Annotated in this window: 12 protein-coding genes and 1 pseudogene; all 13 read left to right on the top strand. The window is 42.9% G+C overall.

The annotated features are described in order from the left end of the window. Nucleotides 1-2 precede the first annotated feature (2 nt). On the top strand, nt 3-317 hold the full coding sequence (locus tag ACLD6A_RS05175; RefSeq protein WP_375169151.1) for a F0F1 ATP synthase subunit epsilon: 315 nt from the start codon (nt 3-5) through the stop codon (nt 315-317). Nucleotides 318-950: 633 nt separating this feature from the next. Beyond that, nucleotides 951-1,589, top strand: coding sequence for a peptidase (locus ACLD6A_RS05170; RefSeq protein WP_410313768.1), 639 nt, complete (start codon nt 951-953; stop codon nt 1,587-1,589). Between the two features lie 615 nt (nt 1,590-2,204). After that, nucleotides 2,205-2,387, top strand: a complete 183-nt coding sequence (locus ACLD6A_RS05165; protein WP_004135896.1) for an antitoxin VbhA family protein — start codon at nt 2,205-2,207, stop codon at nt 2,385-2,387. A gap of 28 nt (nt 2,388-2,415) precedes the next feature. Next, entirely contained in the window at nt 2,416-3,138 is a 723-nt protein-coding gene (locus ACLD6A_RS05160) for a Fic/DOC family protein (protein WP_375169149.1), read from the top strand. A gap of 311 nt (nt 3,139-3,449) precedes the next feature. Next, entirely contained in the window at nt 3,450-4,505 is a 1,056-nt protein-coding gene (locus ACLD6A_RS05155; protein ID WP_410313767.1) for an FAD:protein FMN transferase, read from the top strand. A 326-nt stretch (nt 4,506-4,831) separates the two neighbouring features. Further along, nucleotides 4,832-6,436, top strand: a pseudogene (locus tag ACLD6A_RS05150) (type I restriction-modification system subunit M). Beyond that, nucleotides 6,433-7,656 carry a restriction endonuclease subunit S gene (locus ACLD6A_RS05145; RefSeq protein WP_410313766.1) on the top strand — a complete coding sequence of 408 codons (1,224 nt, stop codon included), beginning with the start codon at nt 6,433-6,435 and terminating at the stop codon, nt 7,654-7,656. Before ACLD6A_RS05150 ends, ACLD6A_RS05145 begins: the two are co-directional and overlap by 4 nt. 38 nt (nt 7,657-7,694) lie before the next feature. After that, the gene (locus ACLD6A_RS05140) at nt 7,695-10,985 is read left to right on the top strand and encodes a type I restriction endonuclease subunit R (protein ID WP_410313765.1); all 3,291 of its coding nucleotides are present in this window, start codon (nt 7,695-7,697) and stop codon (nt 10,983-10,985) included. A 183-nt stretch (nt 10,986-11,168) separates the two neighbouring features. Beyond that, nucleotides 11,169-12,911 (top strand): FTR1 family protein, encoded by a 1,743-nt coding sequence (locus ACLD6A_RS05135; protein ID WP_410313764.1) that lies wholly within the window; start codon nt 11,169-11,171, stop codon nt 12,909-12,911. Nucleotides 12,912-13,002: 91 nt separating this feature from the next. Then, the gene (locus ACLD6A_RS05130; protein WP_102695043.1) at nt 13,003-13,647 is read left to right on the top strand and encodes an iron transporter; all 645 of its coding nucleotides are present in this window, start codon (nt 13,003-13,005) and stop codon (nt 13,645-13,647) included. A gap of 105 nt (nt 13,648-13,752) precedes the next feature. Further along, complete coding sequence (locus ACLD6A_RS05125; protein WP_410313763.1) at nt 13,753-15,024, top strand: Fe-S-containing protein; 1,272 nt, start codon at nt 13,753-13,755, stop codon at nt 15,022-15,024. A gap of 12 nt (nt 15,025-15,036) precedes the next feature. After that, the gene (locus tag ACLD6A_RS05120) at nt 15,037-16,371 is read left to right on the top strand and encodes an ABC transporter permease (protein WP_410313762.1); all 1,335 of its coding nucleotides are present in this window, start codon (nt 15,037-15,039) and stop codon (nt 16,369-16,371) included. Then, on the top strand, nt 16,361-17,644 hold the full coding sequence (locus ACLD6A_RS05115) for an ABC transporter permease (protein ID WP_410313761.1): 1,284 nt from the start codon (nt 16,361-16,363) through the stop codon (nt 17,642-17,644). The genes ACLD6A_RS05120 and ACLD6A_RS05115 overlap by 11 nt, the downstream gene beginning before the upstream one ends. The last annotated feature ends 58 nt before the right edge of the window (nt 17,645-17,702 follow it).

Here is a 17,702-nt window from a genome sequence, read left to right as displayed (position 1 = left end):
TTATGGCAGAGAAGCAAGTAAAATCGCTGCACGTTAGTGTTGTGGCAGCCAGGCATCCTGTTTGGGAAGGTGACGCCAAGTTTGTGGTCATTCCTTCTGTGAATGGCACAATGGGTGTGCTTCCTGGGCATGAGGCTGTGCTTGCGTTGATTGATCACGGTTTTGTGAAGGTTGACGATTTGAAGGGTGTGCGTCACGTTTTTAAGGTGACGGATGGCTTCTTCTCGGTTGACTCTGACAATATTACGATTGCTGTTGAGCACAGTTGTAACGTTGATAAAGACGGCAACGTGCTGCCTAACGCTAAGGTGATTTAGGTTGCTTTTGTTGCTTATGTAAGTTTGTTGCTTTTGTAAGTTTGTAAACTTACGTAAGTAAGGTAATCTCTTACAAGGTAGGAGTTTGGGTATTCTCAAGCTCCTACCTTTTTGTTATTATGTCTGATTTTTGATTAATTTCTGGGTAGGCGGCATAAACTGCTCAGCGGTGAGTAGTTTATGCCGCTTTTTCGCGTGATTCCGACCAAAACGACTCAGCTGTGAGTAGTTTATGTCGTGCGTGAAGGTGACCTCTGCGCGTGTCGTGTGTAAAGTGGCGGTTTTTCAAGGGTTTGCGGGTGGCGAGGGGGAGCTGCCGCGAGTTTTCTGAGAGTTTTCTGAGAAAAATCTTTGAAAATCGTGAAATAGTATTTTTTACGATTAAACAGTGCTGTTTGGCGTATTTTTTTGTGGTTTTACGCGCTTTTACTTGAATATTTTTGTAATTTTGTTGATATTTTCTGTGTTGGACGCTTATTTTTGCTCTTGACTTTTTCGAACGGGGGGGGGGTATGTTAATAACAGCTTTCAGCTAGATACTCTATCTGAAAGTTATCCACAAGAGATTGATTTTGTGGGTTTATGTTTTTCACTGCGTTTTAAGCGTGGTGGAGAAGAAGAAAGGAAAATATTATGTTGAATAAGAAGGCTATCGCCGCACTCGCTGCTGGCGCCACCCTCGTTTCCGGCTTGGCTTTCGCCGCCCCAGCAATGGCTGACGGTGATCAGACTGCTCCAAAGACTGATCAGACTGCTCCAAAGGCTGATCAGGGTAAGGCTCCTGCTGCTGGTGAGCAGGGTAAGGCTCCTGCTGGTGGCGAGCAGGGTAAGGCTCCTGCTGCTGGTGAGCAGGGTAAGGCTCCTGCTGCTGGTGATGAAGCTACTTATGATAAGTCATTCTATAAGACTGAGGACTCTCAAGCTCTTGCTGATCGTTTGAATAAGGAGAAGAAAGAGAAGGAAGAGAAGGCTAAGGCTGAAGACGAGAAAGATAAGTATGAGCATTCTCCATTTGGCAATAAGGACATGGATTACAAGAAGTGTGTGAAGCTTTACGGTAAAGATTCTCTCGAGTGCAAAGCTGTCGCTGACTACCTCAAGCGTCATGGTCAGAAGGTTGATGACAAGACTAACGATAAGAAGTCTGACAAGAAGGCTGAAGCTAAGAAGGCTGCTCCATTGGCTAAGACTGGTGCTGCTGTAGCTTTGGCTGCTGTTGCTGCTTCCGTGCTTGCTGGCATGGGTGTTGCTCTTCGCAAGATCCGTCACTAAGCTTTTAGCACATTAAGTGTGTTGATTGTTTAATGATTTGTGAGCGTGCTGTATGTGAGTATGGTGCGCTCACTTGTTAAATCTTTCACTCAACGTGCTGCGAATGCTGTTTAGTGTTTTGTGGCGGGTTTGCTTTCGGGCTTTTGCATGATTCTACTGTTTTGCCAAATCTCTTTCTTCACGGTAGTGTTGTGCGCTGGCTTTCGGGGGCGTGACTGTTGAGTGTTTGGCTGGCTTGTTTGTTAGGGAAACGAGTCGGTTTTGTTAAAGGGCTTGGGTTTGGTGCTACTAGGGGCATCAGGCTCCAAGCCCTTTCTTTTTGCGTTCGCACGCGAAGGCCCTTTTCTTTTTGCTTATAGTTTTGCGAATCTTTACTTTTGAGTATGCAGAATCGCAATTATCTTTACTTTTTATGGTTTTTATGTGCGAATAAGTAAAGATTTAGCTATAACATAGCGCTTATATTTGGAATAATCTACGCCGAAACGAGTGGCGTGATGTTGCCTATGCTGGATTCGTCAAATCGCAAAATATGTGGTAAGTAAAATGCATTGCGAATAGTAGAATAGTTGTTAGTTGTTTTTGATTTTGAGCGGGTGCTGGCAGGGAGAAGAAATGATTGATAAGGAAACGCAAAAGTTCCGACTGGAAAACGTTGCAATAGCACTATCTTCAGCAAAGTTAGAAGGAGGCATGGTTTCTTCTGCATGCTTGGCTGATACAAGAAAATATATTCGCGGTTCTATAAGCGCAGATGAGCTTATATCTCTAACTCGTAAGCGTTACGGTCTGAAATAATCAATCTTAACTTGTTTAAGGATTAATTATGGTTGATGAAGTTTTTGACCCATATCTTATTCCTCATACGAGAGTGCTGAAAAACAAGCTGAATGTACAAACTCAGGAAGATCTTGATTTCTTTGAAAACGATTTAGTTTCAGTCCGTAGCTATAAGTTGTATGAAAACTTGCCGCATGCTGAAGGAACTGTTAAGCAATTGCAGTGGATTCATCATTATCTTTTCCAGGATGTTTACGATTGGGCTGGTCAGATTCGTACTATTGACATGTCTAAAGGCGGTGGCGAGCCGTTTCATCCGCTTGAATACATGGGTGCTGGGATTCGCTACTGTGAGCAAACGCTTAAAAATGATAATTTATTGCAAGGTTTATCTATTGATGAGTTTATTAGTAAGCTAAGCGTAAATTACAATAATTTTAATGTTTTGCACCCATTTCGTGAGGGCAATGGCAGAACGCAGCGCGTTTTTTGGGATATTGTTGCGCGAGATGCTGGATACCATTTTGATTGGGGTTTAATAACTCAGCGCGTTAACGACGAAGCTTCAATTCAGGCTAAAGATGCTAACGATACAAAGCTTCTTGAGGACATGTTCCACATTATTACAAAGCCTTTGAATGTTGAGCTTTTAGCGCAGCAGCAGTTTGCGCATCTTGTTGAAGAAGAATACAAATACGCGCCGAATGTGGCTAGTGTTTTGCAAGATAAGGATTACGCGGCATATAAAACGCGTTACGGCATAGATTGAATGTAGTGATTGCGTATTGCTAACGCCGAAACGAGTAGCGTGACGTTGATGCTGCCGGCACTACTGATGCTTCTATAGTGCTTTTTTGCGAAAATGTAGGTATAGACTAATCTTTTTTGCGTGCTATGCCTTCATTTTGCGAAAATGTAGGTATAGACGAATATTTTTTGCGTGCTATACCGCTGTTTCGCGAAAATGTCGGTATAGAATGAGACCGTCTGTAAACTATGTCGACATTTTGCTGTTTTTGTTATTTTGTTGCGGATTTTGACGAGTAACAGAGAGTTTTGACTTAGGGAGTGAGGCAAGCGATGTTTAGGAATGTAATGGCGTTTGAGCGCGCGCTTGGAACGGGGATTATTATTTCCAGCAGCAAGCCGATTCCTGAGCGCGCTGAGCAGCGGATTCGAGCTTTTGTTGACGAGTACGAGCGCACTCTTTCGCGCTTTCGTGCAGATTCGCTTGTTTCGCGCATGGCTTGTGCGGGGCATGGCGGCGATTTTGAGTTTCCAGCGTGGGTGCAGCCGCTTTTTGCGATTTATGACGAGTTTTACGCTGCCACGCACGGAGCTTTTGATGCTTGCGTTGGCGCGGATCTGCTTGCGCTTGGCTATGATAATTCCGTGCAATTCGTTCCGGAGTCGAAAGCTGGCGAAGGTAAGGATGAGAATATCAGCAGTGGCAGCTGGAGAAAATATCGCCGTGCTCTGCCAGTTACGTGGGCAGATATTTCGCGAGATGACGGCGGCGCAACGCTTCACACAAATAAGCCAGTGCAGCTTGATTTTGGGGCAGCTGGGAAGGGCTATTTTGTAGATCTTGTAGCGAAGATTATTAAAGATGGGCTTAGCTGCGATTCGCCTTCGGATTGTGATTCGCCTGCGGATTGCGATTTTTTGGTAAACGCTGGCGGAGATATGTGCGCTTGTTTTAGTGAAGAAAATAGCCAAATAAAAGTGGCTCTGGAAAATCCGTTTGACACAACTCAAGCGGTAGGTGTGGTATCAATTGCAAGCGGAGCGCTGTGTGCATCGTCTAGTGCAAGAAAGCGTTGGAAAGTAAAAGACGCAAGTTATTTAGGAAAAGATGCAAATGGCTTTGAGTCTAATTTAATTGCGACTCACTTAATTAACGCTTTGGATGGAACTCCTGCGCAAAAACTTTCTGCAAGCTGGGCGTATGTGCCTAGCAAAACTTGCGCTTTCCCAACTGCTTACGCTGATGCGCTCGCAACTGCGCTTTTTATTTCGCAAGAAAGCGATTTGCAAAAAATCGTGCAAACCACTAGTGCTGAGTTTGCTGTAATGCTGCCAAATCATGCGCTTCGCAAAACGTGTTCATTCCCAGCGCACTTTTTTGCTGAATAATGCCAACTAATGCTGAATAATGCCAACTAATGCGCCCCAACGCTGCCTAATCGCCTTGTTGCCTTATTGCCTAAAGTACTATCGCGTCGTTGCGTTGTGTCTTTTGTAACTCAAGGCTTGCCTGCAGAAATCGAAGCTAGACGCAAGCAATACAAATAACATTATGCAAATAAAATTATGCAAATAATATCGCTGATGATTGTGCGCGTTTACAGTAGAATATTAAAGAACGCTTATTTAATTATTGCGTAATATTGCGTAATTATTGCGTTTATTTAATTATTGCGCATACGCTTGCACGAATTGCACAAATAGGGAGCAGTAAAATGGACACTCGCAAAGAAGAAGAACGTGCGGAATTGCATCGCACGATTTGGAAGATTGCCGACGATTTGCGAGGTTCTGTTGATGGTTGGGACTTCAAAGCATACGTATTGTGCACAATGTTTTATCGCTATATTTCCGAGAATTTATGCGATTATATTAATAAAGATGAGCATGAATCTGAAGGCGGAGATCCAAACTTTGATTATGCAACAATAAGCGATGAAGACGCCGAGCCTCTTCGCGGTGACATGATTAGTGAAAAAGGCTTCTTTATACTTCCTAGCGAACTGTTTTGCAATGTGCTTAAGAACGCTCCTCAAGATAGCAATCTGAACGAAACATTAAGCCGCGTGTTCCGCAATATTGAAGCTTCTTCTCAAGGCACTGATTCCTCTGACGATTTTAAGGGATTATTCTCCGATTACGATGTGAATAATATTAAGCTTGCAGACACTGTTGAAGGCCGCAATAAGCGTTTTGTTAAGTTATTACAAGTGATTAGTGAGATGAAGCTTGGTAGCGTAAACAACAACGTGATTGAGGCTTTTGGTGACGCTTATGAGTATTTAATGGGCTTGTATGCGTCGAACGCTGGCAAGTCTGGCGGCGAATACTTTACGCCTGCAGAAGTCTCAATGCTGCTCACGCGCCTTGGAACTGTTGGAAAATCAAGCATTTCCAGCGTGTATGATCCCGCGTGCGGTTCTGGCTCGCTTCTGCTAAAGGCCAAAAAAGTGCTAGGCATTGAAAACATTAATGGCGGTTTTTACGGTCAAGAAAAGAACGTTACTAGCTACAACTTGTGCCGCATGAACATGTTTTTGCACGATGTGAATTTTAACAAGTTTGAGATTACGTGTGGTGATACTCTTATAAATCCGCAAATCGATGCTAATAAAAAGTTTGAGCTGGTTGTTTCTAATCCACCTTATTCCACGAGTTGGGAGGGGGATTCTAATCCGCTTATGATTAACGATCCTCGTTTTGCTCCAGCGGGCGTGCTTGCTCCAAAAAGCAAGGCAGACATGGCGTTTGTTTTGCACTGCTTGGCGCATCTAGCAGAAAACGGCGCTGCTGCAATTGTTTGCTTCCCAGGAATTATGTACCGCGGCGGAGCTGAGCAAAAGATTCGCCAATATTTAATTGAGCATAATGCTGTTGATTGCGTGATTCAACTTCCGAGCAACTTGTTCTTTGGCACTTCGATTGCTACGTGCATTATGGTTTTGCGCAAAAACAAGCAAAACGACACTTCCATACTATTTGTTGATGCTAGCCAAGAGTTTGTAAAGTCAACGAATAGTAACAAGCTTTCGGATGAGAATATTGAGCAGATTGTTAAATGGTACACTTCTAGGCAAGATGTGTAGCACATTGCGCACGTTGCGTCTTTGGAAGAAGTGGAGTCAAATAAATACAATCTTTCCGTTTCCACGTACGTTGAAGCAGAAGATACTCGCGAAAAGATTGATATTACAGAGCTTAACGCACAAATTGCGTCGGTTTGTGCTAGAGAGCAGGAGTTGCGCGAACAAATTGAGAAGATTGTAAGCGAGATTGAAGCTGGCAGCGTTAACTTCGATAATAGCGAGGTGGCTCAATGACTAGCAAACTTGAGGAGTTAATCGCTGAATTGTGCCCGAACGGTGTGGAGTATAAGAAAATTGGCGATGTTTATTCTCGTATTAAAGGTACTCCGATTACTGCAAGTAAGATGAAAGAAATAGCTTCTGAAGATGGTGAAGTTAGGATATTTGCCGGCGGTAAAACTGTTATTAATGCTCATGAATCAGACATACCTAAAGCGAATATCACGAGAGTTCCAGCAGTTTTAGTGCAATCTCGAGGTGTTATTGATGCTGTTTATTTTGATAAACCATTTACTTTTAAAAATGAGATGTGGGCTTATACTTCAGATAGTCAAATTAGCGTAAAATTCTTGTATTACATATTAAAAAACAACATTCAATATTTTCGTGATGCAGCTTCTGGAATGGGATCGTTGCCGCAAATTTCTTTACATGTAACAGAAGATTTTGAAATCCCAGTTCCGCCAATTGACGTACAGGCGGAGATTGTGCGGATTTTAGACACGTTTACAGAGCTTACAGCAGAGCTTACAGCAGAGCTTACAGCAGAGCTTACAGCTCGTAAAAAGCAATACGAATACTACCGCGATGCACTTCTTACATTTGACGATAATAATCCTCTTCACTCGCTTATCTCACACTACTGCCCGAATGGGGTGGATAAAATTAAGTTAAACGAAATTTGTAAGATATATGATGGAACTCATTCTACGCCACAATACAAAGAATCCGGAGTTAAGTTCGTAAGTGTAGAAAATATAAATGATTTGTATTCAACGACGAAGTATATCTCAGAAGAGGACTTTGATAAATATAAAATCAAACCTCAAATTGGGGATGTATTTATGACAAGGATTGGCTCAATCGGTATTTGTAATGTCGTTGATAGAGATGAAAAACTTGCATATTATGTATCTCTCGCTCTGCTACGACCTAATACAGCTATTATTAATAGCCGTTATCTTAAATACGCCATTGAGAGTATCCACGGAAGAAAAGAGTTAAGAAAGCGTACCCTTGTAAATGCTGTTCCAATAAAAATAAATAAAGATGATATTGGAAAGGTGCAGCTCCCCGTACCTCCGTTGGAGGTACAGAATCAAATCGTACAAATTCTGGATCGCTTTGATGCATTGTGCAATGATTTAACTCAAGGCTTGCCTGCAGAAATCGAAGCTCGTAAAAAGCAATACGAGTACTATCGCGATCAACTCCTAACCTTCAAGCGTGCGTAATTAAAAATTCGAGTGTGAGTAGATAAGAAGGAATCAAAATGAAAATCGTGTTAGAGAATCAAGATAGCACTGTAATGTCTACGTTTACGCCAAGCGCGCGCAACGACAGCAGCTATCAAAGCGAAACACAACTCGAAGAAGAGTTTATTAACATTTTGCAATCCCAAGGCTACGAGTATGCTCATATTCACAACGAGAAAGATCTTATAGCAAATCTTCGCGTGCAAATCGAAAAGCTCAACGACTACCATTTTTCAAATGACGAATGGGAAAGATTTTTCAAAGAAAATATTGCAAATAGCACTGACGATATAGTTAAGAAAACAGATACTATTCAGCGAGATAACGTTAAAATACTCAAAAAAGATGACGGCGTAGATAAGAACATTACTATTATTGACAAAGAAAATATTCACAAGAATATTGTGCAAGTAATCAATCAGTATGCTGTTAATGCAAGCGATAATGCAAGCGATAATGATGCAAATGGCCCTGCTCGTAGCAATCGTTACGATGTGACTGTTCTAGTAAACGGCTTGCCAATGGTTCACATTGAGCTAAAGCGCAGAGGTGTGCCTATTAGAGAAGCGTTCAATCAGATTAACCGTTATGCTCGCGACTCATTTTGGGCTGGGAATGGGCTATTTGGATACGTGCAAATTTTCGTAATCTCAAACGGCACTGAAACAAAGTATTACTCTAACTCAACGCGCAATAATGCTTACAACGAGCAGAAAAGTAAAGGATCTAGCAAAACAACAACAAGTAACAGTTTTGAATTTACAAACTATTGGTCGGATGCTCAAAACACTATAATCTCCGACTTATGCGATTTTGCTAAAACATTCTTTGCAAAGCACGTAATTCTTAACATTCTTACAAAATATTGCGTTTTTAATGCAGAAGACTGCTTGATGGTTATGCGTCCATACCAGATTACTGCAGCGGAAAACATAGTGAATCGCGTAAAATACATGTTTGCTAATGCGAGCAAAATGCAAGCATCAGAGCGTCAAAAGGGTGGTTATGTTTGGCATACTACTGGATCTGGTAAAACGCTAACTAGCTTCAAAACATCGCAGCTAGTAAAAGCGTTAAAAGACGCAGAAGGCAATAATCTTGTTGACAAAGTTTTGTTTGTTGTAGACCGTAAAGATCTTGACTATCAAACAATGAGAGAATACGACAGGTTTGAAAAAGGAGCCGCAAATAGTAACACTTCAACATCTGTGCTTACAAAACAGCTAGAAGACAATACGGAAGAATGCAGGCTTATTATAACCACTATTCAAAAGCTTAGTAAATTTATAAGCAGCAACCCGAGCCATGAAATTTACAAAAAGCGCATAGTGTTTATTTTTGACGAATGCCACCGAAGCCAATTTGGAGGCATGCACGCGGATATTGTAAAACATTTTAAAAATGCTCTGCTTTTTGGGTTTACTGGCACGCCAATTTTTGAAGCGAACGCTGCTGGATCCGACGCTGCGCATATTTCTACAACCGAGCAAACCTTTGGGCCTTGCTTGCATACGTACACAATCATTAACGCGATTAACGATAAAAATGTGCTGCCATTCCGCGTGGAATATGTTGCTACTGTAAAAACATCGAGCGAGCTGGAAAAAGCAACCGACGAATTGGTTAAAGATATTAATCGACCCGATGTAATTAGGCACAAAGATCGCGTGCATAATGTTGTTCAATACATTATTGAGCATTTTAGTCAAAAAACGTATCGCAACGAGAAAACTTACAAGTACAAGCGCATTCTTAACGTTAAAGAACTTGCTGCAGATAAGCATAATACTTTAGAAGCTAAAAAATCTTCTGAAGCAGTTGACGTAAACGGCTTTAATTCAATCTTTGCTGTTGCAGACATTCCTCTTGCAAAATTGTATTACAACGAGTTCAAAAAGCAGCAGCAAAATCTGCCTCCAAGCGAGCGCTTAAAAGTAGCAACTATTTTCAGCTATGCAGTAAACGAGGGTGAGTCAGATTCTTCGGCGTATGCCAACGGCATGGGTTCTCTTGGAGAAGAAAATTCAGAAAGCACGGCAAATCTAGATGCAAATTCGCAAGAATTCTTGGAAAGCGCAATAAAAGACTATAACGAAATGTTTAATACTGCGTATGATGCGTCAAATAACAAATTCCAAAACTATTACAAAGACGTTTCAATTCGTATGAAAAATAAGGAAATTGACGTTTTGATTGTAGTCAACATGTTCCTAACTGGTTTTGATGCAACAACTTTGAACACGCTTTGGGTAGATAAAAATCTTCGCATGCACGGGCTTATTCAAGCGTTCTCGCGCACAAATCGAATCTTAAATTCCGTTAAAACATTCGGAAACATTGTGTGCTTTAGGGATTTGAGCTATCAAGTTGACAAAGCGGTAGCTCTTTTTGGAGATAAAGATGCGCAAGGTATTGTGCTTTGCCCTACCTTTGAGCAGATTTTCAACGGTTATGTTGATGCTAATGGATTTGAGCGTTGCGGATACAGTGATTTAGTAAATGAGCTTATGGAAAAGTACCCGCTGCAAGGATTGAACATTGTTGGAGAAGAGAATCAGAAAAAGTTTATATCGCTTTTTGGTAATATTCTGCGCTTGCGTAACATGCTGAAAGCTTTCGATCAATTTGAAGGCAACGAGATAATCAAAGAGCGCGATATGCAAGATTACTTGGGGCATTACCAAGATTTGCATGAAGAATGGAAGCGCAAAGAGCAAAAAGGCGATATTGCAAACATTACGGACGATGTTGTGTTTGAGATGGAGCTTGTGCGCCAAGTAGAAGTAAATATTGACTACATTTTGATGTTAGTAGAACGTTACCATAGCAAGCATTGTAAAGATAAAAATGTTCTTGCTTCTATTAAGGTGGCGATTGACGCTAGCCCGCAGTTGCGTAGTAAAAAGAAGCTTATTGAAGGGTTTATTGCGCAGCTTAATGAGAAGGAGCTTGGGAAGCTTGTGAATTATGGCGATACAACTACTGTTTACGATTCGAACGGCAATAAGGTGAGTATTGTTGATTGCTGGAGCGAGTATGTTGAGAAAAAGTATGATCATGACTTGGCGCAACTTGTGCAAAGCGAAGGATTGAACGATGCTTTGACTCGCAAGTTTATGGAGAAATCTTTTAGCGCTGGCGAAGTAAGTGAGCTTGGTACAGACATTAATGATTTAATGCCTAGAATGAGCAGATTTGGCTCTGCAGCTAAGGCGCGCGCTGAGAAGAAAAGTCGCATTGTGGAAAGTATGAGAAACATGTTTAATGAGTTTGTTGGGCTTGTTGGCTTTAGCAAAAACGAAAGATAATTCTCATTTTCAACATATTTTTTGCAATATTTGCGTGTTTTTTGCTCCGAACTATATCAATCTACATGATATGTCGATATTATGTACCTGTGGGGCCTTTGATGGCAAGTTTTAGTTGGGTGCGCTCAATCGGGGTAGAGCGTGTTGAGAAGCAGGAAGTGTAAGAAGACACGAGGAGATGTTATGCGCGCGTGTAAAAGTGTGCGCCGAGTTGTTTCCGGTGCTACCGCGCTCATGCTGGCTGTATGCATGGTTATGTGCATGTCTATGTGCACGTTTGCGAGTTTTGTTATAAGCTCGTTTGCTGTAACTGAGCCAGCTTTTGCAACAGACGCAGATCGTTCGTACGCTAGTTGGTCGGATGTTTCTAAGGCGATTGATAGCCAATTGCAGCAGGGCCAAAGTGAATATAAAAGCGGCAATAATTCGGGAGCTGCCACACGATTCCAGGCAGCTTACAATTCCGTTTATGTTGCTTCGAATATGATTACTGTTGTTCGAGATACTTTTGGTCAGAATAAAGTTCAATCGCAAAGCGATCAATTCCAGCAGCTGCAAACGCTTGTGTACCAGCAAAATCAGGGAGATCAAATAGCAGCTGTATCAAAAGCTCTTTCGGCAGATGTTGCGCAAACTGCAGATCAACTCGACTCAAACTCAAAAATAGATAAGCCGAATATTTACGCGCAAAAACTTCGTGCGCAAATCAAAGCAGAGCGCAAAAAGCTTGACGCTGCAAAAAAGAAAAATCTTGGACGCAACGGCCGTACTTGGAGCCAAGTTGCTCGAGAAATGAACGTTATTCTCGACAAATCCGTTGCAACCTACAAATCCGCAAAAGGGAACAAGTCTCAAGTCGAAGCAGCAGTTGATTTAATCAACGAAGCATACTACCAGTATTACGAAAAGCTCGGTTTTGAAAAGAACGTAATGAACGCAATAAGTGGTAGTCGCGTTTCAACAGTCGAATATCAGTTCAAAGAGTGTCGCCAAGCAATGAACAACGGCAAAACGGTTGAGCAAGCTAAAAAGTTCGTAACGGATCTTAAAGCAATGCTTATTGAAGATTCGGCTAAACTTGACGGTGGTGCATCTTCAAATGCTAATCCGTTTATGCAGTTTATAACCAGTTCTTTCGGCCAAGCTTTTGTAATTTTGCTTCGCGAAGGTTTGGAAGCGCTTCTGGTTGTTGCAGCAATTATTGCGTACCTGATTAAATCCGGCCACAAAAACATGGTTAAGTATATTTACTTAGGACTTGCTGCAGGTATTGTGGCTTCGCTGATTGTTGCTGCACTGTTCGGCTTACTTTTCAACGGTTCCGGACCTCAGCAAGAGATTACAGAAGGCGTGGTTGCACTGTTTGCAATGCTTATGCTTCTTTACACAAGCAACTGGATGATTTCGCGTTCTTCCGTGCAAGCGTGGAATAAGTATATTAGCGATCAGACTACGGCTGCAGTGTCTAAAGGCAGTTTAATTTCTCTCGCTCTGCTTAGCTTCCTTGCGGTGTTTAGAGAAGGCGCAGAAACTGTAATCTTCTATCAGGCTATTTTTGCTGTTTCAAGTGGAGCTGACTCCCTGATTTGGGGCGGTTTTGTTGCTGCGGCTGCAGTTCTGGTAGTGATATTCTTGCTTATTCGTTTTGCTTCCGTTCGCATACCAATTCGTCCATTCTTTACCGGCACAAGTGCTCTTATGTCTGTGCTTGTGGTGATTTTTGCTGGCGGCGGTGTGCATGCTCTTATTGAGGGTGATGCGCTCGCAGGTATGTATATTCAAGGCTTGCCAACTAACGATTGGCTTGGGTTCTATCCGTACGTGGAAACGATTACGGCTCAGATTGTTGCTGCAATCGTGGTAATTTCGCTACTTTGCGTGTCTATTGCGCGGAGCCGTGGAAAGCGCGCGATAGAAGGTAAATAGGCAAAATTAAATAAATAACAAATAAATAACTAAATAACAACTAAACAATAAATAATAAAAATAACTAATCAATCAAAAGAAAAGGTTAGATATGAAGAATAAAAAAATGATGGCAATTGCAGCTTTGGCTCTCGCAGGTGTGCTTGCGCTTGCCGGCTGTGGTTCTAACGGAAATTCCGCAAAGTCTGCTTCTAAGTCACAGGCAACCGAGCAAAAGGCTGACGACAAGGCTGACGACAAAGGCGGCGATAAGGGCTTTGAAGAGGTGCCAGTTGGCCCTCACCAGGATCAAAACATTGGACCTCTTACTATCGGTGCTGTGTACTTCCAGCCAGTGGACATGGTTCCAGCTGGCATGGGCTTGAAGGCTTCAGAGGCAAGCTTCCACCTTGAGGCAGATATTCATGCTAACCAAAAAGGTACTAAGCTCGGCTACGGTAAGGGCGAGTTCATTCCAGATTTGACTGTGAACTATGAGATTGTTGACAAGGCAAGCGGCGAATCTGTTGTTAAGGGTACTTTCATGCAGATGAATGCTTCCGACGGTCCTCACTACGGTGCAAACGTTAAGCTCGACAAGGCTGGAAACTACAAGCTCGTGCTTTCAGTCGAATCCCCAGAAAAGAAGGGTTGGATGCTTCACGTCGATCCTGCTACCGGCGTAACCGGTCGCTTCTGGACTGAGCCAATCAAGGCCACATTCGACGACTGGAAGTACACTCCTCGCCAGTGGTAGTAATAGTTAGTAATAATTAGTAATAGTTAGTAACAATTAGTGATTGTTAGTAAATATTAGAAACTATTGAATAATAGATTGTAGCTAATAGCAAAGGAGGGAGTTATGCTCAGACTGTTCGTAACAGTGCTTCCTGGGCTGCTCCCTCTTATGCTACTTACAATGGGCTTAAGTGCCTCACTTACAGTGGGTGAGGGGCGAGATAAGCCGCTGAGTGCGCGCTGGAGACTGTACGGATTGTCGTTTGGCACAGTTGCTGCACTTATTTTTGCAATTCTTCGAGCAAGCGTAGTAATTAATCAGCGTAACTTTATTAACATGCCCGCTCTTTGCGTTGCAGTTCCTTTCGATATTGCTGCAATTGCGGCTGTAATTCGCTCGAGCAAAACTGTTGAAAACTGGCGTGAGCATCCGCTTGCAATGCACATAAGTAACGCAATTGGCGCGTGCGCACTAGCATTTACAGTATTTTATGCGCTTCCGGACGTTATTTTACAGCTTACGATTTTTGTAGATTCAAGCACACCACCTTTTACATCCGACATGCTTCTTCGCGCGCTTGGATTCGTGCTTGGTGCAGCCGCAGCAATTTGCATAAGTCTTATGGTGCACTCTTTGCGAGCCACATCTAACGCAATTTCCTTCAAAATTGCAATTGTGCTCAGCATGATTATTCTGCTTATTCAGCATGTAACTTCACTTTTGCAGATTATGCAAGGAAGCATTCTGCTTTATATTGACGACTTTTCTTTCAACGTGCTTGTTTGGCTGATTAACAATAATCCGCTGATGATTATGGCGCAAATTAGCGTATTTTTGATTCCTGCAGTTGCGTCTCTCGTAATCGGTTTTAAAACGGCAGTAGTTGGAGAAAATGCTGCAGAAATTCGCACAAAGCGAGCTTTTAAGCGCAAATCTCGAAAGTCTGCTCTTGCGGCGCTTTTGGCTGCTGTTACCGTAATACTTACGCTTACTGCAGGCGTATCTATTATGAATATTAAGCCAACTTTAACACCGCCTGAACCGTACGAATTGCACGATGGCGTGGCAACTATCAACTTTGTGCAAATTTCAGACGGCCACCTTCACCGCTTCCAGTACAAAGCAAAAGACGGCACTGTTATGCGCTTTATAATCATTAAAAAGAATGGTGGAGCGTACGGAGTTGGTTTGGATGCTTGCGAAAACTGTGGTGATGCAGGCTACTATGAAAAAGACGGTAAGATTATTTGCCGTAAATGTGACGTAGCAATTAACTTGGCAACCATTGGTTTTAAGGGTGGTTGCAATCCGATTCCGTTCCCGTACAAGGCTGGGCATGGCAAAATCACAATTCATACTGCTGATTTAGACGTGCTTAGTTCGCACTTTAAGTAAGGAGCAACGCTAATGTTTATGATGCGCATGGTTGCTCGCTCTCTTGTGCGGCAAATAAAAAAGCGTGTGCTGATTGCGCTTGTTGTGTGTTTAAGCGCGTGCGTAAGCGTTGCAATGCTTAGTGTTGTGTACGACGTTGGAGACAAGATTAACGCCGAGCTTAGCTCGTATGGTTCGAATATTGTTGTTCAGCCAAAATCTAGCGCTGTTGTAAATGATTTATACGCTTCTCGCGAGCAGGAAGACGCTGCTTCTTTGCATAATCTAGCAGCTGCCGAAAGCCAAGAGTCTACTGCTTTTTTGAAGGAATCAGACGCTGCAAAAATTAAAATGATTTTTTGGGCGTTCAATATTACGAATTTTGCGCCGAAAATAAAAGTTCACGCAAATCTTGAATCGAAGTCTTCTACTAAAACTGTTGTGCCTATTGTTGGAACTTGGTTTAATCGCAAGCTTGCGCTCGCTTCAGGGGAGACAACTGTTGTTGGTGTTCGAGGCTTGCGTTCTTGGTGGAAGATTCGCTCGGGCCGTTGGGCAAAAGATAATCAATCTGAGGCAATGGTCGGCGTTCAATTAGCTGAGCGTTTGCACTTAAAACTTGGTCAGCGTTTGCGTTTGATTCGTGACGGACGCGAGGTTTCGTTGCGCTTGGTTGGTGTATACGATTCTGGCGACGACGACAATAACGCAATTTACGCAAGCTCTAGTGACGCTCAAAACCTTGCAAATAAGCCGAATATGGCTGATTTGATTGAAGTAAAAGCGCTCACAACTCCGGAAAATGATTTAGCGCGAAAGGCTGCTAAAAATCCGGCAGCTCTAAGCCAGGAAGAGTGGGAAACTTGGTATTGCACTGCTTACCCGAGTTCGATTACTTACCAAATTGAGGAGGTAATTCCGGGAGCTGTTGCAAAGCAGGTTCGTCAGGTTGCTGCTTTGCAGGGGAACGTATTAAATAAGACGCGCGCTGTTATGGTTTTGATGACTGCATTGAGTTTGATTGCTGCGGCTGTCGCCGTGGCGAATCTTATGGCTGCTTCAATTTCGGAGCGTTCCGGTGAGCTTGCATTGCTTAAGGCTTTGGGTGCGCGAGATGGTGCTGTTGCTCGTCTTATGCTTATGGAAACTGCGGTTATTGCGCTTGGCGGAGCGCTTCTAGGTATGGTTTTGGGATTTGCGGTGGCTCAGATTATTGGTTTTACTGTGTTTGGTTCTGCGATTTTGTTCCGACCGATGGTGTTTGTGCTTGTGTTTGTGCTGCTTGCGTTGACTGTGCTTGCGGCTGCAGGCTCGTCGATTCGTTCGATTTTGAGTGTGCGTCCTGCGGAGGTGCTTCATGGCAGGTAAATCTTATATGACTTCCAACAATTCAATGTTTATAACCATGCTATTTAGCGCGGTATTTCGCCGAAAATCGCGTGCTTTAATGGCTGTTATTGCAACGCTTGTTGGTGCTGCTACGCTGTTTTGTTTGGCTGCAATCTGCCTGGTTGTGCCTCAGCAGATGAGCGACGAAATGCGCGCGTATGGAGCGAATATTATCGTAACGCCAATTGAGGGCGAGTGGAAAAACGGTATTGACCGCGCAATGGTTTTGCACACAAACGACATGGTTCTTGCAAAAGGTGCTATGCGATCTGCTACATATCGTTACGAAAATGTGCGTATTAACGCAGCCCCGTATGTTTTAGCAGGAATAGACGTTCGTTCAGTAAAGTCTCTTAATAAGCATTGGAATGTAGACGGCTCTTGGCCGAGCAGCGGAAATGTGATGGTTGGGCGAGATGTTGCTTCTGCAATGGGCTTAAAAATAGGTTCTCGTATTGCGATTGCGTATAGGTCTTCGGATAATACTGACGGCTCGCATAAGCCGGCAGAAAAATCTGAAAGTAAGTCTGCAAGTAAGTCTTCAGATCAGTCTGCGCAAAAATCTTCTCAACAAAAGCTTGTTGAAGGCCGTGTTTCAACGGATATTATGGATACTCACGGCACAACTTTCCGCGTTTGTGGCATTTTGGACACTGGCGGCGCGGAAGATTCCATGCTTTATGCTCTTAATGCGGATGTGAATACTCTTACTGGTGTTAAGTGCGGAGCAGATGTTATTGCTTACTCGTCTTCTGCACCTAGCGTTGATGCGGTTGTGAGAAGTATTAACGATATGACTTCTATGCGTGTGCGCGCTCAGCAAGTTACTAAAGTTACTGCTGCTGACACTGGCATTATTACTATGCTTCGAAGCCTGTTTTGCATAGTTTCGCTGGTTGTGCTTGCGTTAATGATGGTTGGCGTGAGCACTACGATTTCTTCGATTGTGCAACAGCGTCGAAACGAAATTGGTTTGCGCAAAGCTTTGGGTGCAAGTGCTAAGAGTATTGGCGTGGAGTTTACTGCCGAAGCTGGATTATACGGCTTGATTGGCGGAATCGCAGGTACGGCCGTAGGGTATGTGTTTGCGCGTTTGCTTGCGGCAATGGTGTTCGCTAGAGATTTGGGTGTGAATTGGTGGCTTGTTGCATTTTCTGTTGCATTTAGCCTGATTGCTTCTTGCGTTGCTGCCTTGCCGCCTGTTTTGCGCGCTTCAAAAATTGACCCTGCGATTGTGCTTCGAGAAGAATAGTTTTAAGTGTAAATTTATGGATTGTTTAAGATTTGAGTTAAGGATTTGAGTTAAGGAT

The sequence above is a fragment of the Gardnerella sp. Marseille-Q9691 genome (assembly GCF_046507715.1).
In the GTDB taxonomy this organism is placed as follows: Bacteria; Actinomycetota; Actinomycetes; order Actinomycetales; family Bifidobacteriaceae; genus Bifidobacterium; species Bifidobacterium greenwoodii.
The sequence above is the reverse complement of the archived record's forward strand: the minus strand, read 5'-3'. Positions and strand labels throughout refer to the sequence as shown.